The 22100-nt window shown below is 70.8% G+C and carries 25 protein-coding genes; 18 read left to right on the forward strand and 7 right to left on the reverse strand.

Going from position 1 to position 22100, the window contains the following annotated elements; translation table 11 throughout:
• Nucleotides 1-18: 18 nt before the first annotated feature.
• Together D451_RS0103765 and D451_RS0103770 are read right to left on the reverse strand one after the other, a co-directional pair.
• Complete coding sequence (locus tag D451_RS0103765) at nucleotides 19-567, reverse strand: EF-hand domain-containing protein (RefSeq protein WP_017533471.1); 549 nt, start codon at nucleotides 565-567, stop codon at nucleotides 19-21.
• A gap of 109 nt (nucleotides 568-676) precedes the next feature.
• On the reverse strand, nucleotides 677-1159 hold the full coding sequence (locus D451_RS0103770) for an SRPBCC family protein (protein ID WP_017533472.1): 483 nt from the start codon (nucleotides 1157-1159) through the stop codon (nucleotides 677-679).
• A gap of 155 nt (nucleotides 1160-1314) precedes the next feature.
• Between D451_RS0103770 and D451_RS0103775 the strand changes: the two genes are divergently transcribed.
• The 9 genes from D451_RS0103775 (at nucleotide 1315) to nudC (ending at nucleotide 10466) form a co-directional block, all read left to right on the forward strand.
• The gene (locus D451_RS0103775; protein ID WP_026124805.1) at nucleotides 1315-2103 is read left to right on the forward strand and encodes a GntR family transcriptional regulator; all 789 of its coding nucleotides are present in this window, start codon (nucleotides 1315-1317) and stop codon (nucleotides 2101-2103) included.
• A gap of 135 nt (nucleotides 2104-2238) precedes the next feature.
• Complete coding sequence (locus D451_RS0103780; protein WP_036567759.1) at nucleotides 2239-3354, forward strand: TIGR03364 family FAD-dependent oxidoreductase; 1116 nt, start codon at nucleotides 2239-2241, stop codon at nucleotides 3352-3354.
• 2 nt (nucleotides 3355-3356) lie between these two features.
• Nucleotides 3357-4067, forward strand: coding sequence for a phosphonatase-like hydrolase (locus D451_RS0103785; RefSeq protein WP_042283234.1), 711 nt, complete (start codon nucleotides 3357-3359; stop codon nucleotides 4065-4067).
• 3 nt (nucleotides 4068-4070) lie between these two features.
• On the forward strand, nucleotides 4071-5126 hold the full coding sequence (locus tag D451_RS0103790) for an ABC transporter ATP-binding protein (RefSeq protein WP_017533476.1): 1056 nt from the start codon (nucleotides 4071-4073) through the stop codon (nucleotides 5124-5126).
• Nucleotides 5123-6055: a 2-aminoethylphosphonate ABC transporter permease subunit gene (locus D451_RS0103795; protein WP_017533477.1), complete on the forward strand. Its 933-nt coding sequence runs from the start codon at nucleotides 5123-5125 to the stop codon at nucleotides 6053-6055. The genes D451_RS0103790 and D451_RS0103795 overlap by 4 nt, the downstream gene beginning before the upstream one ends.
• Nucleotides 6042-6839: an ABC transporter permease gene (locus D451_RS0103800; RefSeq protein WP_017533478.1), complete on the forward strand. Its 798-nt coding sequence runs from the start codon at nucleotides 6042-6044 to the stop codon at nucleotides 6837-6839. The genes D451_RS0103795 and D451_RS0103800 overlap by 14 nt, the downstream gene beginning before the upstream one ends.
• Before the next feature lie 19 nt (nucleotides 6840-6858).
• Entirely contained in the window at nucleotides 6859-7890 is a 1032-nt protein-coding gene (locus D451_RS0103805; RefSeq protein ID WP_017533479.1) for a 2-aminoethylphosphonate ABC transporter substrate-binding protein, read from the forward strand.
• Between the two features lie 106 nt (nucleotides 7891-7996).
• Nucleotides 7997-9379 carry a dipeptidase gene (locus D451_RS0103810; RefSeq protein WP_017533480.1) on the forward strand — a complete coding sequence of 461 codons (1383 nt, stop codon included), beginning with the start codon at nucleotides 7997-7999 and terminating at the stop codon, nucleotides 9377-9379.
• A 136-nt stretch (nucleotides 9380-9515) separates the two neighbouring features.
• Nucleotides 9516-10466: an NAD(+) diphosphatase gene (gene nudC / locus D451_RS0103815; protein ID WP_017533481.1), complete on the forward strand. Its 951-nt coding sequence runs from the start codon at nucleotides 9516-9518 to the stop codon at nucleotides 10464-10466.
• A gap of 103 nt (nucleotides 10467-10569) precedes the next feature.
• Here nudC and D451_RS0103820 read toward each other — a convergent pair whose 3' ends face one another.
• On the reverse strand, nucleotides 10570-10995 hold the full coding sequence (locus D451_RS0103820; RefSeq protein ID WP_017533482.1) for an ANTAR domain-containing protein: 426 nt from the start codon (nucleotides 10993-10995) through the stop codon (nucleotides 10570-10572).
• 172 nt (nucleotides 10996-11167) lie between these two features.
• Nucleotides 11168-11428: a mycoredoxin gene (locus tag D451_RS0103825; protein ID WP_026124808.1), complete on the reverse strand. Its 261-nt coding sequence runs from the start codon at nucleotides 11426-11428 to the stop codon at nucleotides 11168-11170.
• A 261-nt stretch (nucleotides 11429-11689) separates the two neighbouring features.
• Here D451_RS0103825 and D451_RS0103830 point away from each other — a divergent pair, with 261 nt between their 5' ends.
• From D451_RS0103830 to D451_RS0103855, 6 genes are all read left to right on the forward strand, one after another.
• Nucleotides 11690-13798 (forward strand): ATP-dependent DNA helicase UvrD2, encoded by a 2109-nt coding sequence (locus tag D451_RS0103830; RefSeq protein ID WP_017533484.1) that lies wholly within the window; start codon nucleotides 11690-11692, stop codon nucleotides 13796-13798.
• On the forward strand, nucleotides 13791-14681 hold the full coding sequence (locus tag D451_RS0103835; RefSeq protein ID WP_017533485.1) for an acyl-CoA thioesterase: 891 nt from the start codon (nucleotides 13791-13793) through the stop codon (nucleotides 14679-14681). Before D451_RS0103830 ends, D451_RS0103835 begins: the two co-directional genes overlap by 8 nt.
• 219 nt (nucleotides 14682-14900) lie before the next feature.
• Nucleotides 14901-15254 (forward strand): hypothetical protein, encoded by a 354-nt coding sequence (locus D451_RS0103840; RefSeq protein WP_036567764.1) that lies wholly within the window; start codon nucleotides 14901-14903, stop codon nucleotides 15252-15254.
• A gap of 199 nt (nucleotides 15255-15453) precedes the next feature.
• Nucleotides 15454-15732 (forward strand): WhiB family transcriptional regulator, encoded by a 279-nt coding sequence (locus D451_RS0103845; protein ID WP_014909219.1) that lies wholly within the window; start codon nucleotides 15454-15456, stop codon nucleotides 15730-15732.
• Between the two features lie 47 nt (nucleotides 15733-15779).
• Nucleotides 15780-15938 carry a hypothetical protein gene (locus tag D451_RS28205; protein WP_017533487.1) on the forward strand — a complete coding sequence of 53 codons (159 nt, stop codon included), beginning with the start codon at nucleotides 15780-15782 and terminating at the stop codon, nucleotides 15936-15938.
• A gap of 278 nt (nucleotides 15939-16216) precedes the next feature.
• Nucleotides 16217-16780: a M48 metallopeptidase family protein gene (locus D451_RS0103855; RefSeq protein ID WP_014908245.1), complete on the forward strand. Its 564-nt coding sequence runs from the start codon at nucleotides 16217-16219 to the stop codon at nucleotides 16778-16780.
• 19 nt (nucleotides 16781-16799) lie between these two features.
• Here the strand turns inward: D451_RS0103855 and D451_RS0103860 are convergent, their stop codons facing one another.
• The 3 genes from D451_RS0103860 to D451_RS0103870 are packed head-to-tail and all read right to left on the reverse strand — an operon-like array spanning nucleotide 16800 to nucleotide 19174.
• Nucleotides 16800-17162, reverse strand: a complete 363-nt coding sequence (locus D451_RS0103860) for a hypothetical protein (protein WP_014912705.1) — start codon at nucleotides 17160-17162, stop codon at nucleotides 16800-16802.
• A 9-nt stretch (nucleotides 17163-17171) separates the two neighbouring features.
• Entirely contained in the window at nucleotides 17172-17732 is a 561-nt protein-coding gene (locus D451_RS0103865; RefSeq protein ID WP_017533488.1) for an NUDIX domain-containing protein, read from the reverse strand.
• The gene (locus tag D451_RS0103870; RefSeq protein WP_014912046.1) at nucleotides 17729-19174 is read right to left on the reverse strand and encodes a zinc-dependent metalloprotease; all 1446 of its coding nucleotides are present in this window, start codon (nucleotides 19172-19174) and stop codon (nucleotides 17729-17731) included. The genes D451_RS0103865 and D451_RS0103870 overlap by 4 nt, the downstream gene beginning before the upstream one ends.
• Before the next feature lie 123 nt (nucleotides 19175-19297).
• Between D451_RS0103870 and D451_RS0103875 the strand changes: the two genes are divergently transcribed.
• The 3 genes from D451_RS0103875 to D451_RS0103885 all read left to right on the forward strand — a co-directional run bounded on the left by D451_RS0103875 (nucleotide 19298) and on the right by D451_RS0103885 (nucleotide 22064).
• A complete protein-coding gene (locus D451_RS0103875) occupies nucleotides 19298-20365 on the forward strand; it encodes an NAD-dependent epimerase/dehydratase family protein (RefSeq protein WP_017533489.1) in 1068 nt (355 codons plus the stop codon).
• A 90-nt stretch (nucleotides 20366-20455) separates the two neighbouring features.
• Entirely contained in the window at nucleotides 20456-20893 is a 438-nt protein-coding gene (locus tag D451_RS0103880; protein WP_014908295.1) for a molybdenum cofactor biosynthesis protein MoaE, read from the forward strand.
• 103 nt (nucleotides 20894-20996) lie between these two features.
• The gene (locus tag D451_RS0103885) at nucleotides 20997-22064 is read left to right on the forward strand and encodes a YlbL family protein (protein WP_026124809.1); all 1068 of its coding nucleotides are present in this window, start codon (nucleotides 20997-20999) and stop codon (nucleotides 22062-22064) included.
• The last annotated feature ends 36 nt before the right edge of the window (nucleotides 22065-22100 follow it).

The raw sequence follows: 22100 nt of genomic DNA on the forward strand, positions 1-22100 counted from the left end.
CCCCGCCGCCCCGAGGTCTCAGACCACGCCGAACACGAAACCGCCCGGGGATTCGATGTCCTCGCCGAAGAGGTACTGACGGGCCGAGAGCACGAACTCCTCCCGGCTGATGTGCTCGTCGCCGTCGGTGTCCACGTGCGCGAACCGGTTCCGCGCGTCCTCCTCACGAGCGCCGAGGACGTCCGCGTAGGTCAGGAACTCCTCCAGGGAGATCCGGTCGTCCCCGTCCTCGTCCAGCAGGTCGAAGACGGCCTCGGCCACGCCTTCGACCGCGTTGTGCCGGCTGCGGTCCTCCGACACCGCGCGCATGGCCGCCACGAACCGCTCGCGCTCCAGACGAACCCCCGTCTCGTCCGAACGTCGCAGCAGCTCCTGCCAGAGCGCCTGGTAGGAGGAGTCGAGGGCCCGGGCCTTGCGCTCCTCCGGATCCAGCCTGTAGCCGGAGATGTAGCGTTCCACGAGCCGGCGGTAGTCGTCCCAGGTGGCGACCTTGTCGTCGTCGGTGTCGAGAACGTCGAACAGGTGACCGAACCTGGCGTCGATCGCCTCAGAGGGGGTGATGGCCATGGGGTTTCCTCCCGGACTCCTTGGGGGACGGGCCTGTCCCGCCCCCGGTCCCTCTGAGTCTCCTACCACCGGAAAGGTTCCCTCGGGGCCCGAACGGGAGGATCGCCTCTCACTCGATGAGAAGCGCGTCGATCTGGCCGATGGCCTCCCGCAGTCCCTCCTCCATGCCCATCTCCATGAGCCTGCGCATGTCCTCGCGGGAGACGAAGGTCGAACGGAGCACCATCCGGGTGCCGCCGTCGTGTTCGAGGAGCTCCACGTGGGTGGTGTTGGTCAGGGTCTCGGACGGGGTCCCGTCCTCGTCCGCGAACCCGTCGACGAACTCCAGGGAGGTCGGTTCCGTTACCGAGACCACCCTCCACCAGCCGCGATGTCGGTCCCCTCCGGGGCCGGTCATCAGATAGGTGACGGAGCCGCCCGGGCTCAGGTCGTGCTCCTCCACGGTCGCGGGGTAGGTCGGCGGGCCCCACCAGCGCTCCAGACGACGCGGGTCGGCCCACAGCCGCCAGACCTCCTCGACGGGGGCCGGATAGTCCGCGACCACCGTCAAGGTGAGGTTCTCGTCGTTCCTTTCGACACCGGTGATGGCCATGTGTTCGTCTCCTCACGTCGATGTTCCTGAGGCCGGAGTTTCCCGAGCGACCTTTCGCGAATCCCTCGAACGCACCAAGGTCGGGGCGAGAACGCGGCCGGGGCGGCCGGTCGGTCCCTCTCCGTTCACCCGGACGTTCACCGGGCTGGGGGAGAATGCCCCGCATGTCGGTGACAGGTATCCCTCAGGACGGCGGGGCCCCGGTACGTGCCGGGGTGCCCGAACACGGTCGCGTGCCCAAGTACTACGCGGTGCGCATACTCCTCACCGAGCTGGTGGACGGGTTGGGCGAGGGGGAGGCGCTGCCCACCGAACGGGAGATGACCGAGCGCTTCGGCGCGGCGCGGGAGACGGTACGACAGGCGCTGCGCGACCTGCTCCTGGAGGGACGGTTGCGCCGTCGAGGACGCGGCACCGTCGTCGCCGGACCCAAACTCGAACAGCCCCTGTCCCTGGCCAGCTACACCGAAGGCGTGCGCAGGCAGGGCCTCGACCCGGGGAGGACCCTGGTCGACCTGCGCAGCTGGCCCTGCCCGGGACCCTTGGCCGAGGAACTGGGCCTGGTCGAGGGGGAGCCGATCTGGCACATGGAGCGGGTGCTGTGGGCCGACGACGAGCGGGTCGGTCTGGAGTCCACCTACATCGCGGTGGAACGCGTACCCCGGCTGGACGTCGACTTCGACCCCGACTCCAGCTTCTACGCCTACCTGGACGAACGGGTGGGCACGGCGTTCGCCGACGCCGACGAGCGGTTGGAGACGGTCCTGGCGACCCCGCGCGAGGCGCTGCTCATCGGCACGCCTCCGGCCCTGCCGATGCTGCTCATCCACCGACTCTCCCGGGACGCCCGGGGCCGTCCCCTGGAACGGGTGCGCTCCCTCTACCGGGGCGACCGGTTCAGCTTCACCACCCGTCTGACCGGTGCCGACGGAACCTCCGGCTGATCTCGGGGACACGACCCGGACCGTTCGATAACGGAAAGATAACGTGTCTGGTCCAGAGTTCGAAGGCGGTTCACCCGGATGTCCCCGGCGGTCATCGAGCGCTCCACCCGCGCCCGAGAACCTCGGGGCATGCGAGTGATCATCGTCGGTGCCGGCGTTCTCGGCACCATGCACGCCTGGCAGGCCCTCTCCCGAGGGCACGAGGTCGTCCACATCGAACGGGAGGCCGCCGCGCGAGGCGCCTCGGTCCGCAACTTCGGTCTGGTCTGGGTCAGCGGCCGTTCCTCCGGCCCCGAACTCCAGACCGCGCTGCGCGCCCGCGAGCTGTGGGAGGAGATCGGCGAACGGCTTCCCGGTCTGGGCTTCCGCCCCTCCGGGTCGCTCACCGCGCTGACCACCGAACACGAGCTCGCCGTGGCCGAGGCCGCGGTCGAGGGCCCCGACGCGCATCTGCGCGAACTGAGCCTTCTGGCGCCGGACCGCGTTCGCGAGGTCAACCCCGCCCTGCGCGGCGACCTCCTCGGCGCCCTGTGGTGCCGACGCGACGCCCAGGTCGAGCCCCGCGTGGCCCAGGCCGTACTCCAGGCCGAGCTCGCCCGCAGCGACCGCTACACCCTGCTGACCGGACGCGAGGTCCGCGACCTCCCGGCGCCCGGCACCGTCCGCGACGACCACGGCGACCTTCACCACGGCGACCAGGTCGTGCTCTGCACCGGCGCCTGGCTGGGCGGGCTGGTCCGCGAACTCGTCCCCGATCCGCCCGTGCGCCGGGTCCGCCTCCAGATGATGCAGACCGCGCCCTTGGGCGAGACCCTCACCACCTCGGTCGCGGACGCCGACAGCTTCCGCTACTACCCGGCCTACCGGGGACCGGCGCTGGACGCCCTCGGAGCCGAGCAGCCCCAGCCGCCCACCGCCCGGGACCACGCCATGCAGCTGTTGATGGTCCAGCGCGCCGACGGCTCCCTGACCATCGGCGACACCCACGAGTACGAACACCCCTTCTCCTTCGACACCGTCGAGGACCCCTACGAACACCTCACCGGGGTGGTCGAACGGCTCCTCGGTCGTCCCCTGCCCCCGATCCGCCGACGCTGGGCCGGCGTCTACGCCCAGTGCCTCGACCCCGACGCGGTGGTGCACCGCGCCCCCGTCGCCGACTCCGCCTGGCTGGTCACCGGCCCCGGCGGACGCGGCATGACCTGTTCCCCCGCCATCGCCGAGACCACCGCCGACGAACTGGGATGGTGACCATGAACGACCACGGAACCCGCACCGGAGCGCTCCTCGACCCTCGACCCTCCCGGATCGAACTGGTGGTCCTGGACATGGCCGGGACCACCGTCGCCGACGACGGCCTGGTCGAACGCGCCTTCGGAGCCGCGCTGCCCGACGCCACCGACGAACAGCTCGCCTACGTACGCGCCACCATGGGCGAGTCCAAGATCACCGTCTTCCGCCACCTCACCGGCGGAGACGAGGAGCGGGCCCACGCGGCCAACGCCGCCTTCGAGGCCGCCTACGCCCGCCTGGTCGACGAGGGCCACTGCGCGCCTCTGCCCGGAGCCGAGGACGCCCTCCGCCGGCTCCGGGACCAGGGCCGCGGGATCGCCCTGACCACCGGCTTCGCCAGGGACACCCAGGACCGGATCCTCGCCGCCCTGGGCTGGAACGACCTCGTCGACCTCGCCCTGTGCCCCTCCGACGTCGACGGGCGCGGCCGCCCCCACCCCGACATGATCCTCACCGCGGCCCTGCGCTCCCGGGTCTCCTCCATGGCCGCCGTCGCCGTGGCCGGGGACACCGACTCGGACATGCGCGCCGGCCGCAACGCCGGGGCCTCCGTGGTCGCCGGGGTCCGGACCGGGGCGCACGACACCGCCACCCTGCGCCTGGCCGGGGCCGGGCACGTGCTCGACTCCGTGGCCGAACTGCCCGATCTGCTCGCGGCTCGGGAGGGCTGACCGGTGGGGATCCGTCTCGACGGGGTGAGCGTCTCCTACGGCGGCACCACCGTCCTCGACTCCCTGGACCTGACCGTCGAACCCGGAGAGTTCACCGCCCTGCTCGGTCCCTCCGGATCCGGTAAGACCACGGCGCTGCGCACCGTCGCCGGCTTCGTGCGCCCCGACTCGGGGCGGGTGCACCTGGGAGGCAGGGACGTCACCGACCTGCCTCCCTACGACCGGGGCGTCGGCATGGTGGTCCAGAGCTACGCGCTCTTCCCCCACATGAGGGTGGAACGGAACGTGGCCTTCGGTCTGCGCGCGCAGGGGGTCCCTCGGAACGAGGTGGCGTCCAGGGTGACCGAGGCGCTGGAGATGACCGGGATGGGCTCCTACGCCCGCCGCTACCCGCGCGAGCTCTCGGGCGGTCAACAACAGCGGGTCGCCATCTCCCGGGCCCTGGCCATCCGCCCCAAGGTCCTGCTGTTGGACGAACCCCTCTCCGCCCTGGACGCCCGGCTGCGGGCCGAGATGACCGACGAACTCGCCCGTCTGCACCGGGAGCTGCCCGACCTCACGGTCCTGCACGTCACCCACGACCAGGGCGAGGCCCTCACCCTCGCCGACCGGGTCGCGGTCCTGGACCGGGCCCGGCTCCGCGAGTACGACACGCCCCGCGCGCTCTACGACCGTCCGCGCACCGCCTTCACCGCCGGGTTCGTCGGCAGCGCGAACCTGCTGCCGGCCCGGCTGGAGGGGGACCGGGTGCGCGTCTGCGGTCTGGAACTGCCGGTCTCCCCGGAGGACCTGCCCGCGGGCACCGCCGACGGGGCCGGACTCCAGGTGTGCCTGCGTCCGCACCGGATCGTCCTGGGACCGGCCGAACACACCCTTCGGGGCACGGTCACCGATCTGAGCTGGCGCGGCTCGGTGCACCACCTCACCGTCGACGTCGACGGCCGGTCCGTCACCGTCGAACTGGCCGGGCACCGGACACCTCCCGGGCCCGGCGGCGCCGTCGAGCTCGGCTTCGACCGCGATGACGCGGTCCTGATCCCGGTGGGTGAGGAACCGTGAGCGCCCTCGCCCCGCCCCGGACCGCCTCCACCGCCGCGACCGGGTCTCCGTCCGAACCCGCCCCGGTCCGATCGGGGATCACCGTACCGGCCTGGGTCTGGGCGATCCCGCCCGTGGTCCTGTTGGCCCTGGCGGTGCTGTATCCGCTGGGCTCGGTGATCTCCGAGTCGTTCACCGGGCCGGACGGAGGGTTCTCCACGAGGCCCTACGTCGACGTCCTGTCCTCGACGAGGTTCCGCACCGCGCTGACCACCACGGTCCTGATCGCGGTCGGCTCCACCGTCGGATGTCTGGTCCTCGGACTCGTCCTGGCCCTGATCATCGCGTTCGTGCCCTTCCCGGGCAGCGGGTCGGCCGGTCGGTTCATCGACACCTACCTGTCGTTCCCGTCCTTCCTCATCACCCTGGCGCTGCTGTTCGTCTACGGCACCGTCGGCATGGCCAACGGGATGTGGACCGACCTGACCGGGGCCGACTCGGGCCCCTTCACCTTCCTGTCCACCCCGTGGGGCGTGATCCTGGCCGAGGTCACCTTCTTCACCCCGTTCGTGCTGCGCCCGCTCCTGGCGGCCTTCGCGCAGATCGACACCGCCCAACTGGAGGCCGCCTCCTCCCTGGGCGCGCGCCCCGCCCGCGTCGTGCGCTCGGTGATCCTTCCCGAGGCCCTCCCCGCCCTCGTCGCCGGTGGGGCCCTGGTCCTGGTGCTGTGCCTCAACGAGTTCGCGATCGTCCTCTTCACCGGGGCCAAGGACGTCGTCACCCTGCCCATGCTCGTCTACAGTTCGGCGATCCTGGAGGCCGACTACACCACCGCCTGCGTGGTCGCCACCATCAACGCGACGCTCTCCATCGGCCTCTACCTGCTCTACCGCTCCCTCACCTCACGACTGGGAGCCCCCACCGACGGAGGTCGTCGTGCTCGTCCATGACCGGCTCACCCGCAGGGCGATCCAGGCGCTCTTCGCGCTCCTGTTCCTGCCGTTGTTCGCGCTGCCGCTGGGCGTCATCGTGGCGGCCTCGTTCAGCACCGGATGGAGCGGCGCCCTGCCCTCGGGGCCCACCCTCGACAACTACGCGGTGGCGTTCGGCCCCCAGACCCTGGAGGCCCTGCGCGTCAGCGTGGTCACCGCTCTGGTCGCCAGTGTCTGCGCCCTGGTCATCGGTACCTGGGCGGCGCTCTCCGCCGCGTCGATGGGGCCCAAGGGCCGCCGGATCATGGACGCCCTGTTCATGCTCCCGGTCGCGGTGCCCACCGTCGTGGTGGGGCTGGCGCTGCTGGTGGCCTTCAGCCGACCGCCGGTCCTGCTCAACGGCACCCACACGATCGTCTTCCTCGCCCACACCGTCCTGGTCACCGCCTTCGCCTACCAGTCGGTGTCGGCGGCCCTGACCCGCCTCGACCCGGTGTACGGACAGGTCGCGGCCTCCCTGGGCGCGCGCCCGGCCCGCACCCTGTTCCTGGTCCGCCTGCCCCTGCTGCTGCCCTCGCTCGGCGCCGCCACCGGACTCTGCTTCGCCCTGTCCATGGGGGAGCTCAGCGCCACGATGATGCTCTACCCGCCCGACTGGACCCCGCTGCCGGTCCGGATCTTCGCCGCCACCGACCGCGGCGCGCTCTTCACCGGTTCCGCCTTCGCCGTGGTCCTCATGGCCACGACCCTGCTCGTCATGTTCGCCCTCTCCCTGGTGCGCACCCGCGCCGGCCATCGCTGACCCACCCGGAGGACACACCATGCGCGTCCGCGCCCTCGCCCCCATCGCCCTGACCGCGGCCCTCGCCATGACCGGCTGCGGGGCCACCGCCGACACCGACGTCGTCACCGTCTACTCCGCCGACGGCCTGCGAGACGAGGCCGGCACCGGCTGGTTCGACCTGGTCTTCGAGGAGTTCGAGGCCGAGACCGGTATCGAGGTCCGTTACGTGGAAGGGGGGTCCGGAGAGATGGTCCAACGCGCCGATCGGGAGAGCGCCAACCCCCAGGCCGACGTGATCGTGACCCTGCCGCCCTTCATCCAGCAGGCCGACGGACTCGGCCTTCTCCAGGAGTACGAACCCGAGGGCGCCGACCAGGTGGAGACCCGCGACCCCGACGGCAAGTGGACCACGGTGGTCGACAACTACTTCGCCTTCATCTACAACACCGAGGAGCTGGACGAGCCACCGGCGACCTGGGAGGACCTGCTCGACCCGCGCTTCGAAGGGCGGCTCCAGTACTCCACGCCCGGTGTCGCCGGAGACGGCACCGCGGTCCTCATCCAGGCCATGCACCGGTTCGGCGGCCTCGACCCCGCCATGGACTACCTCGGCGAGCTCCAGGAGAACAACGTCGGCCCCTCCTCCTCCACCGGTGCCCTGGGGCCCAAGGTCGACAAGGGCGAGCTGCTCGTCGCCAACGGGGACGTCCAGATGAACTACGCCCAGGCCCGTTCCATGCCCAACCTCGGGATCTGGTTCCCCGCCGAGGAGGGCGGCGCCCCCACGACCTTCGCCCTGCCCTACACGGCGGGCCTGCTCACCGGGGCGCCCAACGACGAGAACGGACGGGTCCTCATCGACTTCCTGCTCTCCGAGGGGTCCCTGGAGCAGGTCTCCTCCGCCGCGGGCGGTTTCCCGGCCCGCGTCGACGTGGAGCCCACCGGGGAGGACGCCGAGGCCCTGGCCGAACTCATGGAGGGCGTCGAGATCTTCGAGCCCGACTGGAAGGACATCGAGGCCAACCTGTCCGAGTACCTCGACGCCTGGCGCGAGGCCACCGACGGCTGACCCGGATCGACGTTCGACGCCCCTTCTCGACGGAGGGGCGTCACCGTCCGGTTCGTCCAGGTCCTAAGGTCGATGCGGACGAGAATGTCGAGAAGAGTGAGGGCAGATGGACGCACGCGCCTATATCGAGGACCACAAGGGCGAATTCTTCACCGCGCTGCGCGAGTGGCTGGCGATCCCTTCGATCTCCGCCGACCCCGAGCGCCATGAGGACGTGCGTCGTTCGGCCCGGTGGCTCGCCGACCACCTGACCGGAACCGGTTTCCCCACGGTCGAGATCTGGGAGACGCCCGGACTGCCCGCCGTGTTCGCCGAGTGGCCCGCCGCCGACCCGTCCGCGCCCACCGTGCTCGTCTACGGCCACCACGACGTCCAGCCGGTCGACCCGGTCGAGGAGTGGGAGACCGACCCCTTCACCCCCACGGAGAAGGGCACCTCCCTCTACGCGCGCGGCGCCTCCGACGACAAGGGACAGGTCCTCTTCCACGCATTGGGAGTGAGCGCCGCCCTGGCCGTCTCCGGCGCCGACGCCCCTCCGGTCACGATCAAGATGCTGATCGAGGGCGAGGAGGAGTCCGGCTCGGTGCACTTCGCCGAGCTCATGAAGGCCAACCGTGAGCGTCTGGCCTGCGACGTCGCGGTCATCTCCGACACCACGATGTGGGCGGCCGACACCCCGTCCATGTGCGTGGGCATGCGCGGCGTCACCGACGTCGAGATCGCCCTGTACGGCCCCGAGAGGGACCTGCACAGCGGTTCCTTCGGCGGCGCGGTTCCCAACCCGCTCAAGATCATGAGCGACCTGCTCTCCGGAATGCACGACGCCGACCGGCGGATCGCGATCCCCGGCTTCTACGACGGTGTCGTCGAGGCCGGCGCCGAGGAGCGCGAGCTCATCTCCCGCCTGCCCTTCGACGAGCGGGAGTGGCTGGCCACCGCCGGCTCCACCGCCGCGTGGGGGGAGAAGGGCTACAGCACCCTGGAGCGGGTCTGGCTGCGCCCCACCGCCGAGATCAACGGCATGTGGGGCGGCCACACCGGGGCCGGCGGCAAGACCATCGTCCCCCGTTCCGCGCACGCCAAGATCAGCTTCCGACTGGTCCCCGGCCAGGAGCCGCTGGAGATCCAGGCCCGTGTCCGCGAGTACGTGGAGGCCGCCCTCCCCGAGGGGATCCGCGCCGAGCTGGAGTTCGGCGGCCCGGGCGTGCGCGCCTGCGCCTCCGACCTGTCCTCCACCGCGCTCAAGGCGGCCCGCTCCGCCATGGGACGGGCGTTCGGCAAGGAGATCCTGTTCACCCGCGAGGGCGGCAGCGGCCCCGAGGCCGACATCGCCGACATCCTCGACGCGCCCCTGGTGTTCGTGGCGGTGGGCCTCAACGAGGACCGCATCCACGCGCCCAACGAGAAGGTCGAGATGCCGCTGCTGCTGAAGGGCGCCGAGAGCGCCGCCCACCTCTGGGAGGAACTGGGCACGGCCCGGGACGCCTGACCGGGCCCGACCCCGCGTACGACCACGACGAACCGTGCGTGAACCGCGCACTCCCCCCGGTTCCGCGGAAGGGGAGTGCGCGGGGTCCTCGAAAGCGTTACACCTGTCATGTCGAGTACGAACGCCGGAAGGACCCATGGACTCCGAAGCGGTACCCGCTCTTTCCCGGAACGCGGTCGATCCCGCCGGGCATCTGCGAGGCGATGAGGAATGGTCGGCCAAGGCCTGGAACGACCCGCACACGCGCGTTCTGGTCCTGGAGGGCGGTGAACCGGGAGGCTACGGCCCCGGAGCGCTCAGAGCGCGACAGACACGGGCCCTGGTCACCACGGGTCCGAACCCGAGGCTGGTCCTCACCTCGCCCGACCGCGCTCCGAAGGGCGAGCGGTACCTGTTGGGCCACGACGGCGACCACGCCTACTTCGCGGTGCGCTCCCACGAGGAGGTGAGAGCGGTCACCGGGGCCGAGCCCGCCTCCCTGCGCGACGTCGGCGCGGTCCTCGACGACCGCGACACCGGGCTGTTCACCCGGGCGTTGGCCCTGGCCAACTGGAATGCCGCCCACGGCTTCTGCCCCATGTGCGGCGCGCGCACACGGATGGAACGGTCGGGACACGTCCGGATCTGTGAGGAGGAGGGGACCGAACAGTTCCCGCGCACGGATCCGGCGGTGATCATGCTGGTGCACCGTGAACACGAGGGGCGCGAGGAGGCCCTGCTCGGCAACAATCCGCACTGGGACGCGCGCCGCTTCTCCGTGCTGGCAGGGTTCGTGGACGCGGGGGAGTCACTGGAACAGGCGGTGGCGCGCGAGGTCGCGGAGGAGACCGGGGTGATCGTCGAGGAACCGGTCTACGTGTCCTCTCAGCCCTGGCCCTTCCCGCGCAGTCTCATGGTGGGCTACACCGCCCGGGCGGTGGGGCGGACCAGCCCCACGGACGACGAGATCGCCGAGACCCGCTGGTTCACCCGGGAGGCCCTGGCCGAGGCCACCGCGGCCGGGGAGATCGTCCTGCCCGGACGGGTCTCCATCGCCCGCACCCTCATCGAGGGCTGGTACGGCGGCGAGTTGATCGACGGCCCCTGAGCCGGACACGACGGGGCCGCGGGCCGTCCGACCCCCCGTCACGGACGGACCGCGGCCCCACCGTGGCGGCTTCGCCCCGGGTCATGGCCTGCCGGAGATCCGGTCAGCCCTGTCCCGTGGTGAGCTCGTCCGGCAGGACGGTCAGCGGGCTGGTGCTGCTGTCCACCACGTCCCCGGCCAGGTCGGCGACCTTGCGCCCGCGGGAACGCGCCGAGGAGCGCAGTCGTTCGAACGCCTCCCGAGGCGGCATCGTGTGCCGCTCGGACAGGACGCCGATCGCCTGCTCCACGATGACGCGCGAGTGCAGCGCGTGCTCCAACTGGGTGATGGTGTGCTTCAGGCGTTCCACCTCCGAGGCGCCCTCGGGGGCGCGTCCGGGGGCCTGGGCACGAGGCCGGGCCCCGCCCGCCTCGGAGGTGAGGAGGTCGGCCAGCACCATGGCGCTGATCAGGTCCGGGGCTTCGCGGTCGTCGTGCCCGTCGCCCACACGCCACCCGTTCGGGGTGCGCCGTACCACTTCGGCGTCCACCGTGTCGGTGACCGCTATGTCATGAGGCCTCACGTCGTCCCCCAACTCAACACTCCCCGTCGTTTCGGGTCCGTCGGTGTCGGCCGAGTCGTTCTTCGGAGACCAGAGGTGGTCCGCCCTGAGGGAGGGCGCCCGCCGCGCGGACCGCCCCGGGCGGTCCGCGCGATCCGTCCTAGGACAGCTCGGCCAGCTTCTTCTTCACCTGAGCGAGGGACGGGTTGGTCATGGCCGTTTCGTCGCTGAAGACCACGGTGGGGACCGTCTGGTTCCCTCCGTTGACCTTCATCACGAAATCCGCGGCCTCCGGGTTCTCCTCGATGTTCACCTCGCGGCCGGTGATGCCCTCTCGGGAGAGCTGGCTCTTGAGCCGCTTGCAGTAGCCGCACCAGGGGGTGGTGTACATCGTGAACTGCTCGGTGCCCGTACTCGTCATCTCGCTCACGTCTTTTCCGTGTCGACTGTCATGGCTTGCGGGATCGGTCCCTCGGTTCCAACACCGCGGGGCCGTCACCGCTTCCCATGGCCGTTCGACACAACGTGGGACGCCTCACAAGGGCGACTGGTTCTGGGGAATGTGCGACACGGATCGTTCCGTCTCCCGGGGTGCCGCGCGGGACCGTTCGCTCCCTGTGACCGCCGATACTTGAGAGACTGACCGTCCAGACCCACCCGTCCGACCATACGCAGGAGCAGCATGGACCCCGACCGCGTCCTGGAGGGACTGGACCCCGAACAGACCCAGGCGGCACGAGCGCTTCGTGGCCCCGTGTGCATCCTGGCGGGTGCCGGCACGGGCAAGACCCGGGCGATCACCCACCGGATCGCGCACGCCGTGGCCGGTGGAGTCGTCTCCGAACAGCAGGTCCTCGCGGTCACCTTCACCGCCCGGGCCGCGGGCGAGATGCGCGGCCGTCTCCGCTCGCTCGGCGCCCCCAAGGTGCAGGCCCGCACCTTCCACTCCGCGGCCCTGCGCCAGCTCGGCTTCTTCTGGGGGGAGGCCGTCGGCGGGGCCAAACCGAACCTGATCAAGAGCAAGGTCCAGGCCGTGGCCCGCGCCGCCCACTCGGTGGGCCAGCAGCCGGACCGGACCGGTCTGCGCGACCTCGCCGGGGAGATCGAGTGGTCGAAGGTCACCCAGGTACGGCCCAGTGACTACGACAAGGCCGTGGCCAAGGCCGGTCGCCAGTCACCGCTTCCCGAGGGAGAGGTCGCGCGGGTCTTCGAGGCCTACGAGGAGTTGTGCCGTGAGGAGCACCTCATCGACTTCGAGTCGGTCCTCGAACTCACCGCGGCGATGATCAACGAGAGCCCCAAGATCGCCCAGAGGGTCCGCGACCAGTACCGCTACTTCGTCGTCGACGAGTTCCAGGACGTCAACCCGCTCCAGAAGCTCCTCCTGGACGCCTGGCTGGGCGACCGCGACGACCTGTGCGTGGTCGGCGACCCCAGCCAGACCATCTACTCCTTCACCGGGGCCACCCCCGACTATCTGACCGGTTTCGGCGACCGGTACCCGCACGCCACCCTGGTGCGGCTGGTCCGCGACTACCGTTCGACCCCCCAGGTGGTGCGTGTGGCCAACCACGTCATCGCCCAGGCCAAGGGGGCGGCCTCGGCGCACCACCTCACCCTCCGGGCCCAGCGGCCGGACGGTCCGGACCCGATCTACCAGGAGTACGACGACGAGCCGGCCGAGGCCACCGGTGTCGCCCGCAAGATCAGCGTCCTGTTGGAGGAGGGGGTGCCCGCCGGGGAGATCGCGGTGCTGATGCGCACCAACTCCCAGACGGCCGCCTACGAACAGGCCCTCGGCGACCAGGGCGTTCCCTTCACCGTGCGCGGCAGCGAGCGGTTCTTCGAACGCCCCGAGATCCGCGAGGCCGTGCACCTGCTGCGGGGGGCACGCCACGGCGCGGCCGACGGGGAGGACGAGCCCCTCGTCCGGACGGTGCGTCACCTGCTCGCCCCCCTCGGGCTGGTCGAGCAGGCCCCGGAGGGACGTCGGGCGAGGGAACGCTGGGAGTCGCTGTCGGCGCTGGCCCAGCTGGCGGAGGACGTCGCCGCCAAGGCCGGCTCCGCAGGGGGCAGGGCCACCATGGCCCACCTCGTCGACGAGATCGACATGCGCATGGCCACCGAACACGCGCCCGGTTTCGAGGGGGTCACCCTCGCCTCCCTGCACGCGGCCAAGGGCCTGGAGTGGGACGCGGTGTTCCTCGTCGGGCTCACCGAGGGCATGATGCCCATCATCTACGCCGAGACCGACGACCAGGTGGAGGAGGAGCGTCGGCTCTTCTACGTCGGGGTGACCCGGGCCCGCGAGCACCTGGTGATGTCCTGGTCCCTGGCCCGCTCTCCCGGTGGACGCAAGTCCCGCAAGCCCTCGCGCTTCCTCGACGGACTGCGCCCCGCCTCGCCCAGCACCCCGGGCCGCCGCGACCGGCGCAAGGGCGGTGTCGTGCGCTGCCGGGTGTGCTCCGACGCGCTCACCGACGCCGTCGAACGCAAGTTGGGTCGCTGCCTGGACTGCCCCTCCACCTACGACGAGGCGCTGCTGGAACGCCTGCGCGAATGGCGACGGCTGACCGCGCGGGATCAGAAGGTGCCCGCCTACGTGATCTTCACCGACGCGACCCTCCAGGCCATCGCCGAGCAGGAGCCGGGGAGCGTGTCCCGGCTGTCCGCCGTGTCCGGGGTCGGGTCGGTCAAACTGGATCGTTACGGTGAGGCGGTGCTCGCGCTCGTGGCGGGCCGCGACCCGGAGGAGACGGTCGCCGGTGACGGAGAGGAAGAGGATGAGTGAACGCGACGGTGACGGGCGCGTGGGTCAATCGCTGACCGAGCTGCTGAAGGTGCTCGACCTGGAACGGATCGAGGCCGACATCTTCCGCGGCAGCAGCCCGTCGGCCGGACCTCAGCGGGTCTTCGGCGGCCTGGTCGCGGGGCAGGCGCTGGTGGCGGCGGGACGGACGACGCCCGCCGAGCGCCACGTGCACTCTCTGCACGCCTACTTCATACGGCCGGGCGACCCGTCGGTGCCGATCGTCTACGAGGTCGACCGGGTCCGTGACGGGCGTTCCTTCACCACCCGCAGGGTCGTGGCCATTCAGCACGGCAAGCCGATCTTCACCCTGTCCGCCTCCTTCCACAAGGAGGAGCCGGGCCTGGACCACCAGATCCCCATGCCCGACGTTCCTCCGCCCGAGGAGCTGCTCAGCACCCGGGACCGGTTGCGCGAGGCGTTCGGCAAGGTGCCGAGCTTCGTCCACTGGCACCCCATCGAGACGAGGCCGGTGGGCGCGATGTCCTTCGAGGCCGAACGCGACCCCGAGCTGCGCACCGCCACCAACCCGGTGTGGTTCAAGGTCGACGGGAGGCTTCCCGACGACCGTCTCACCCAGGTGTGCCTGATGACCTATGCCTCCGACATGTCCCTGTTGGACACGGTCCTGTTGAGACACGGCCGCTCGTTCGCGGGCATCTCCATGGCCAGCCTCGACCACGCCATGTGGTTCCACCGCCCCTTCCGCGCCGACGAGTGGCTGCTGTACGCGCAGGAGTCCCCGACCGCGCAGGGGGCGCTGGGGCTGGCGCGGGGACTGGTCTACACGAGGGACGGCCGACTGGTCTGCTCGGTGGTGCAGGAGGGCCTGATCCGGGTCGTCGACGCCGAGGGCTGGACCTGATCGGATCCCATCTCGGAGAGAGCGACCGAAGGGGCCGCGGGCAACACCCGCGGCCCCTTCGGCATTCCCGTGAACTTCTGGCCGGATGCGGTCGTTTTCGCAGGTCAAAAATGGGTTGCCGTCTTTCTTGGGCGGCCGTAATGTGTACAGCGTCGTCATGACCGCTCTCGGTACGGGTGCAAGACCCCGTGCCCGACGTAGAAGGAGGTGTCCCATCTGATGAGCACGAAGAACGAGCAGTGCACCGGTTTCGCCGCTACCTGGCGTTCGCCCATGACTCACCTGATCGAGGGCACCGACCTGAGCGGTGGCGCCTTCGAGGGCGCCTTCACCGGCATCCGTATGCGCACCTTCGGTGGCGAGTCCGTCATCGGCGTCAGGCTGGCCAATGGATCCCAGCCCGCGCCGCAGGGGACCCGTGTGTCCGAAACCGGTGCCGTCATGGCTCTGCTGCGTGACGAGTCCGAGCTCGCCCTTGATCGCGGTGAGCACACCGGTGACGTCCACGCCTCGAGCGAAACCCCGCGCCTGTACGGCGCACTGGGGGAGTGTCCACGGAGGATTCCGGCCTAGAGGTCGGAAGTTCCACTCCGTGGCCGCGGACCCCAGCACAGGGGCCCGCGGCTTTCTTTGTATCTCCGTGAAGTACCTCCGTCCCCCGGGGACGGCGGAACGACGGCGACATCGCAAGTCCAGGTCCCTCACCGGACCGGTTCCGGTGACCGAACACCGACCGCGTTGTACGAACGATCAAAGATCTTGGAGGGCACCGATGCTTGCGTCGGTCCTGGTAACGCCCCAGCTGGGTGAGGTCGAAATCCCTTGCCGTCTCGAGCCGGACCTGTTCTTCGCGGAGGCTCCGGCCGACGTCGAGGCCGCGAAGGCGATCTGTGGTGACTGCCCCATCCGTGAACAGTGTCTGACGGACGCTCTCGAACGGCGTGAGCCGTGGGGCGTCTGGGGCGGGCAGCTGCTCGTCTCCGGCCAGGTGGTGGCGCGCAAGCGTCCTCGCGGCCGGCCCCGGAAGAACCCGGCCCCCGTCGCGGCCTGACCCGTCACCGAATCAACTCCCACACGAACCGAAGGACTCGAAGAACGATGATGCAGGAACTCATGCGCATGGTGGAACGGACCGAGGAAGAGCCCCGGGAGCGTCTGGCCAGAAGGCTCGGCGCCCGGCACCTGCGCGCCCGTCAGCGCGAGGAGCGTCGTGCGGAAGAGGCGATCATGGAAATCGCGTGGTCGAGGCTGTGTTGACGTCGAGAGACGGCCGACATGGCATCCGGTAGCACCGGACGGCACCCGACGCGGGGCCGTCCGGTCTCTTTTTCATAACCAAGAGGGGGTTCGGGGGGCCGTGTTCCGAGTGGAGGATGGTGCCTCGGAGCCACGAGAACCCCTCTGTTCTGGGGAGATCCGACCCGAGGAGGGCTCGCGCGGCCCGTACGGACCACTCGAACAAAACGCTATCCCGGTGACATATCAGAACAGGGCACACCTGTTCGGAAACGCTTCCCTCGGCTACCGTAAAGTTCGTGCCCTCGAACACCAGAATCGAGGTACGGCGCAGTCCCCGTCGTCGACGTACGGTGTCGGCCTACCGTGACGGGGACACCACGGTCGTCCTCGTACCCGCGACGTTCTCCCGCGCAGAGGAAAAGCGCTGGGTGGATCAGATGCTGCGGAGACTGGAGGCACGCGAGGACCGCCGCCGCCCCGGCGACGGCGAACTCCACGAACGCGCCGTCGAACTGGCCCGACGCCACCTCGACGGGACCAGGTTGCCCGCCAGCGTCCGCTGGGTCGACAACCAGAACTCCCGCTGGGGCTCGTGCACCCCCGAGACCGGGGACATCCGCATCTCCCGCCGGATCGCGGGCATGCCCTCCTGGGTCGTCGACTACGTCCTCGTCCACGAACTCGCCCACCTGCACCACCCCAACCACGGTCGCGAGTTCTGGGAACTGGTACGTCGCTACCCCAAGGCCGACCGCGCACGCGGCTACCTCGAGGGGTACAGCGCGGGCAGCCGGTCCGAAGGGTGCGTCCACGACGACGAGGACGATCTGGAGACCGGCCGGAACACCCTGGAAGGGTGAGCCCCCTCAGAAGACGGGGTCAGCCCTCCAAGGCCGCCCGGGAACGACGCAGATCGGTGTGGACCCGCCAGAGCATGACCAGGCCCGCCAGCAGCAGCGCGCCGAACGCGGCGACGTAGTAGCCGGTCGCGGCACCCCACGAACCCGAGACCGCGGCCCGGCCCACGACCGCCACGATCAGCACCGCCAGAAGACCACAGGCCGCCCGTCCCACGAGGAACGAGCGGCGCACGTGTTCGAACCGGAGGCGGGCGGCCTCCGCCGCCCCGACCCGTCCGGCGCGCTCATCGAGCAGCAATCGCGCGAGAGCACGACGGGAACGCCGGACGAGCCAGGTGGTGACCAGGCCGCCGACCATGACGACGACGGTGATCAAGGACACGGATACTCCTCAGGGGCGTACCGGACCATGGTCCCGAACGGCCACCACGGCGGCGCGCACCAGGTCGCGCACGGAGTCGTCGGTGGGCTCGGGCGGAGAATCGACCGGGAACCACCCCAGGCCCGCCGACTCGTCCGGATCCCGTACCAGTACCGCGTCGTCGGGAGCCACCGCGGCGAACTGCACGTCCAGATGGACGCTGCCGCCGCCGCACGGCACCGTGTGCCGGTCCAGCCGCACCGGAGCGGGTAGCAACGTCAGACCGACGATCCCCGATTCCTCCGCGGCCTCACGAAGAGCCGCCTCGGCCAGGGTGGCGTCGTCGCTCTCGCAGTGACCACCGGTCTGCAACCACATCCGGTGGATCCGATGCAGCACCAACGCCACCCGGTCCCCGTCCGCGGAGATGATCGCGGTGCTCGCGGTCAGGTGCCCCGGCAGGCAGTCACGCCACATGGCGTCCTCATGGGCGTCCAGATGCTCCAGGTAGGAGACGCGCAGCGCCTCCTGGCCGGGGTCGGGGGCGGCCCAGGCGGTCAGTACCGCCCGGGCGTCCTCACGCAGGCTCACGCGCCGCCCTCGCCCCTGTCGTCCTTACGGCCGTCGTCCCCGCGGTCGTCCTCGTCCGCGCCGGAGTCGGACGGCCCCTCGGGGCCGGTCAACGAGGAGATGTCGAAGTCCGGGCCCTCGTCGGAGCCCCCGGCGACGAACGCCTCGGGATCGTCCAGGTCGGCGCCGGTGGGCATCAGGTCCGGGTGCTGCCATACGGCGTCCCGGCCCTCCACCCCACGGGCCTCCTCCAGGGCCTTCCAGAGCGCACCGGCCTCGCGCAGTCGGCGCGGCCGCAGCTCCAGACCGACCAGGGCGGCGAAGGTGTGCTCGGCGGGGCCGCCGGTGGCACGACGACGTCGCGTGGTCTCGGCGAGCGCTCCGGCGTGCGGAAGCCGCTCGGCCACGGCCGCCGAAACGACGGTCGCCACCCAGCCCTCGATCAGGGCGAGCGTGGTCTCCAGTCGGGTCAGGGCGGCCTTCTGCTGGGGGGTGTCCTCCGGCTGGAGCAGGCCCTCGGCCCCCATCCCGCCGGACATGACCTCCTGGAGCGCCTCCGGGTTGGTGAGGTCGATCTCACCGAGCCGGTCCTCCAGGCCGCTCACGTCGAACGACATCCCGGCCGCGTACTCCTCGACCAGACGGGACACGTGCGAACGCAGCCACGGAACGTGCGAGTAGAGGCGGTGCACGGCGGCCTCACGCGCCGCCAGGTACAGCCGCACCTCGTCGTCGGGGATCTCCAGACCCTCGCTGAAGCGGGCCACCCCCGAGGGCAGCAGGGCGGCGTTGCCCTCACCGGCCAGAGGCAGGCCGATGTCGGCGGTGCCGATCACCTCTTGCGCCAGGCCACCGATGGCCTGACCGGCCTGCTGACCGACCATCATGCCGCCCATCTGCTGGATCATCCCCAGCAGCGGGCCGGCCATGGTGGACATCTCCTCGGGCAGGTTCTGCCCCATGGCCTGGACGGTCTTGGCGGTCAACGGGTCGCACAGCTGCGCCCACGCGTCCATCGTCCGCTCGATCCATTCCGAGCGGCTCCAGGCCTGGGCCGTCTGCACCCCCGAAGGAAGGTCGGTAGCCTGGTCGAGCCACAGGTCGGCGAGGCGCAGCGCCTCCTCCACCCGGGCATAGTCGGCGGGCGGCACACTCGGGTCCCCTTGTTGGGACACCGCGTGCCGCGCGATGTTCTTGGCCATGTCCCAGTTGATGCCGGACGTCGAGGACGTCGCGCTCTCCCCGGGGGAACCGGGGGAGGGCTGGGACGACATCATGTCCGCGAAGCGGCGGAGCATGTCGGCCATCTGTTGCGGGTCGCCGAACGGGAAACCGTCCGGCGTTCCGGAGTCCCCCCCGCCCGGGCGGCCGCTGCCGGCACCCGAGCCGGAGTCGCCTGAACGGCGTCCGGACTCGTCATCGGGATCGTTCGGCATGCTGAAACCGAAAGGCAGGTCGCTCACAATCAGACCTCAGGCAGGATTAGGTTTGGTCTCCACTGTCACGTTAGCTGGGAGTCGCCCGGAGTGAATACCGAAAGCAGCCAGGTTCGCCCAGAGCACAGCCCTTCACGTGCGGCGGGACCGGTGGTCGGGGTCACCGGTGCCGCTTCCGGGATGGGCCGGCTCCTCGTGCAACGCCTGGCCACGCCGGAAGGTTCCATCCGGGCCCGTGAAGTGATCGCGATCGACGGGGAGTTCGCCGACCTGCGCGACGTCACCTGGCGCATCGCCGACGTCTGCGACCCCGCCCTGGTCTGGCGACTCGACGGGATCGACGTCCTCGTGCACACCGCCGACGACCGCTCCCTGGAGACCCGCCCCGCGCGTCGCAGGCGCCACAACATCCTGGCCGCGCAGACCGTCCTGACCGCCGCTGCCGCCGCCGGGGTCCCCCGTGTGGTCCTGGTCACCAGCACGATGGTCTACGGGGCCGCACCGGACAACCCGGTGCCGCTGCCCGAGAACTCCACCCGGGTCTCGGACAACGGCGAGGGCCTCATGGGCGACTTCGCCGAGGTCGAGGAGCTGGCCGAACGCGCGCGCCGCGCACACCCCGGCCTGACGGTGACCGTGGTGCGCCCCGCGCCCCTCGTCGGCCCGGACCTCGACACCCTCCTGAGCCGCCACTTCTCCGCGCCCCGGCTGCTCACCGTCAAGGGGCACGAACAGCACTGGCAGTTCTGCCACCAGGACGACCTGACCTCCGCCCTGGCCTTCTGCGCCCTGCACGGGGTGACCGGAAGCGACGGCGTGGTCGCCGTGGCCTCCGAAGGCTCCTTGAGCCAGAGCGAGGTCGAGGAGATCGCCGGGATGAAGCACTTCGAGGTCGCCGCCAACCTCGCCTTCGGAGCGGTCCGACGCCTGCACCAGGCCCGTATCACCCCGGCCGCCGCCGGCGAGATCAAGTTCCTCGTCTACCCATGTGTGGTGGACTGCGCCTCCCTGCGCGAGGCCGGATGGAAACCCGAGCACGACAACGAGTCGGCGCTCGGGGTCCTGCTGGAATCCCGCGACGGCAAGCACGCGATCGCCGGACGCACCCTGGGGCGCAAGGAGGTCACCATCACCGCCGCGGGGGCCGCCGGAGCCGCGGCCGCCGCGATCGGTACCGCCGCCGCCATCCGCCACCTGCGCAAACGCGGAAGATCCTGAGTCACCGCCCCGCGAGGGCGAGAGCTCGGAACGCGCGTGACGTCGTACCGGCGGCCGCGCACGCGACCGACCGATTGATACGGTTCACCTGTGGAAGAGATCACTCTCGCGGTAGTACGCGACACCCCTCTGTCCGTCGACGAGGTCCTGGCCGCGGTGGCCCACCCCCGGGCAGGCGGCACGGCGGTCTTCATCGGGACCGTGCGCGACCATGACCACGGACGGGACGTCTCCGCCCTGTCCTACTCCGCGCACCCGACCGTCGAGGCCCGCCTGCGCGAGGTCATGGAGAAGGTGCTGAGCGACACCTCCGTGGCCGGCCGCCCCGTAGTCCGGATGGCCGCCGCGCACCGGGTCGGCGACCTGCGGATCGGCGACCTCGCCGTGGTCGTCGCGGCCGCCGCCGAGCACCGCGAGGAGGCCTTCGCGGCCTGCCGTCGACTCATCGACGACCTCAAGGCCCAGGTGCCCATCTGGAAGAACCAGGCCTTCGAGGACGGCGCGACCGAATGGGTCGGATCTCCCTGATCCGGGACGTTCCGAGCCCCTGAACCGACGCCCCCGAGTCGGGGGTGGCCGATCACCGACGGTCCGGCGGGGGCTCTAAGGTGTGCACATGCTTCGTCGCGTCATGACCCTGGTCGCCGCACTCGCCCTGCTCGTCGGGCTCGGGTACGGCAGTCTCCTGCTGCCCATGCCCTACCTGGTCGCGGCTCCGGGTGTCACCCTCGACACCCTGGGAGAACAGGACGACGGAGAGCCGATCATCGGCGTCGACGGCGCCGAGAGCTACGAGCACGACGGCTCACTGTCCATGGTGACCGTCCAGTACGCCGGCGGACCCGACCACCGGCTCAACCTCTTCACCCTCGTCTCGGCCTGGATCTCGCCGAGTCAGGCGGTCCTGCCCGAGGAGCTGCTGTTCCCCGCCGGGCGTTCCCCGGAGGAGGTCAGCCAGAGGCAGACCGTCCAGATGAACGACTCCCAGACCGACGCGACCGCCGCCGCCCTCAACCAGCTCGACATCGACTACGAGGCGATCCCCCTCGTCGCCGACGCCGTCGAGGGGATGCCGGCCGAGGGCGTCGTCGAGCCCGGGGACCGCATCCTGGAGGTGGACGGCGAGACCGTCCCCACCAGCACCAGCGGCGGTGACCCGGAAGAGCTCGTCGGCAGCGCCTACGTCGTCGAACACGTGGGGGCCCGCGAGCCCGGCGATCCGGTCTCCCTCCTGCTGGACCGCGACGGCGACGAGCTCGAGGTCGAGCTCGACACGGTCGAGGGTGACGGCGACACCGCCGCCGTCGGCATCCTCATCGCCGACGACATGGACTTCCCCGTCGACATCGACATCTCCGTCGGCGAGATCGGCGGCCCCAGCGCCGGGATGATGTTCGCGCTCGGGATCATCGACCGCCTCAGCGAGGAGGGCCTCACCGGCGGCGCCCACGTCGCCGGCTCCGGCACCATCACCTCCGACGGCACCGTCGGCGGGATCAGCGGCATCCCGCAGAAGATGGTCAGCGCCAAGCGCGACGGCGCCGAATACTTCCTCGTGGCCGCCGACAGCTGCTCCCAGGTCGCCCAGTCCGCCGCCTACGGCGAGCTGGAGGTGGTGCGGGTGGAGACCCTCACCGACGCCGTGAACGCCCTGGAGACCATCCGTGACGGCGGCGACGACCTCCCCCGCTGCGAATAGCGGTGTTCGCTTCGGGGGTCAGCCGGCGCTTCGGGC

Origin of the sequence: Nocardiopsis alba DSM 43377, assembly GCF_000341225.1 — a bacterium.
GTDB classification, from domain to species: Bacteria; Actinomycetota; Actinomycetes; order Streptosporangiales; family Streptosporangiaceae; genus Nocardiopsis; species Nocardiopsis alba.

Coding starts and splice junctions, on each gene's coding strand:
- D451_RS0103765 (WP_017533471.1), bottom strand. CDS start 567: ATGGCCATCACCCCCTCTGAGGCGATCGACGCCAGGTTCGGTCACCTG.
- D451_RS0103770 (WP_017533472.1), bottom strand. CDS start 1,159: ATGGCCATCACCGGTGTCGAAAGGAACGACGAGAACCTCACCTTGACG.
- D451_RS0103775 (WP_026124805.1), top strand. CDS start 1,315: ATGCCCCGCATGTCGGTGACAGGTATCCCTCAGGACGGCGGGGCCCCG.
- D451_RS0103785 (WP_042283234.1), top strand. CDS start 3,357: ATGAACGACCACGGAACCCGCACCGGAGCGCTCCTCGACCCTCGACCC.
- D451_RS0103805 (WP_017533479.1), top strand. CDS start 6,859: ATGCGCGTCCGCGCCCTCGCCCCCATCGCCCTGACCGCGGCCCTCGCC.
- D451_RS0103810 (WP_017533480.1), top strand. CDS start 7,997: ATGGACGCACGCGCCTATATCGAGGACCACAAGGGCGAATTCTTCACC.
- nudC (WP_017533481.1), top strand. CDS start 9,516: ATGGACTCCGAAGCGGTACCCGCTCTTTCCCGGAACGCGGTCGATCCC.
- D451_RS0103825 (WP_026124808.1), bottom strand. CDS start 11,428: ATGACGAGTACGGGCACCGAGCAGTTCACGATGTACACCACCCCCTGG.
- D451_RS0103830 (WP_017533484.1), top strand. CDS start 11,690: ATGGACCCCGACCGCGTCCTGGAGGGACTGGACCCCGAACAGACCCAG.
- D451_RS0103835 (WP_017533485.1), top strand. CDS start 13,791: ATGAGTGAACGCGACGGTGACGGGCGCGTGGGTCAATCGCTGACCGAG.
- D451_RS0103840 (WP_036567764.1), top strand. CDS start 14,901: ATGAGCACGAAGAACGAGCAGTGCACCGGTTTCGCCGCTACCTGGCGT.
- D451_RS0103845 (WP_014909219.1), top strand. CDS start 15,454: ATGCTTGCGTCGGTCCTGGTAACGCCCCAGCTGGGTGAGGTCGAAATC.
- D451_RS28205 (WP_017533487.1), top strand. CDS start 15,780: ATGATGCAGGAACTCATGCGCATGGTGGAACGGACCGAGGAAGAGCCC.
- D451_RS0103885 (WP_026124809.1), top strand. CDS start 20,997: ATGACCCTGGTCGCCGCACTCGCCCTGCTCGTCGGGCTCGGGTACGGC.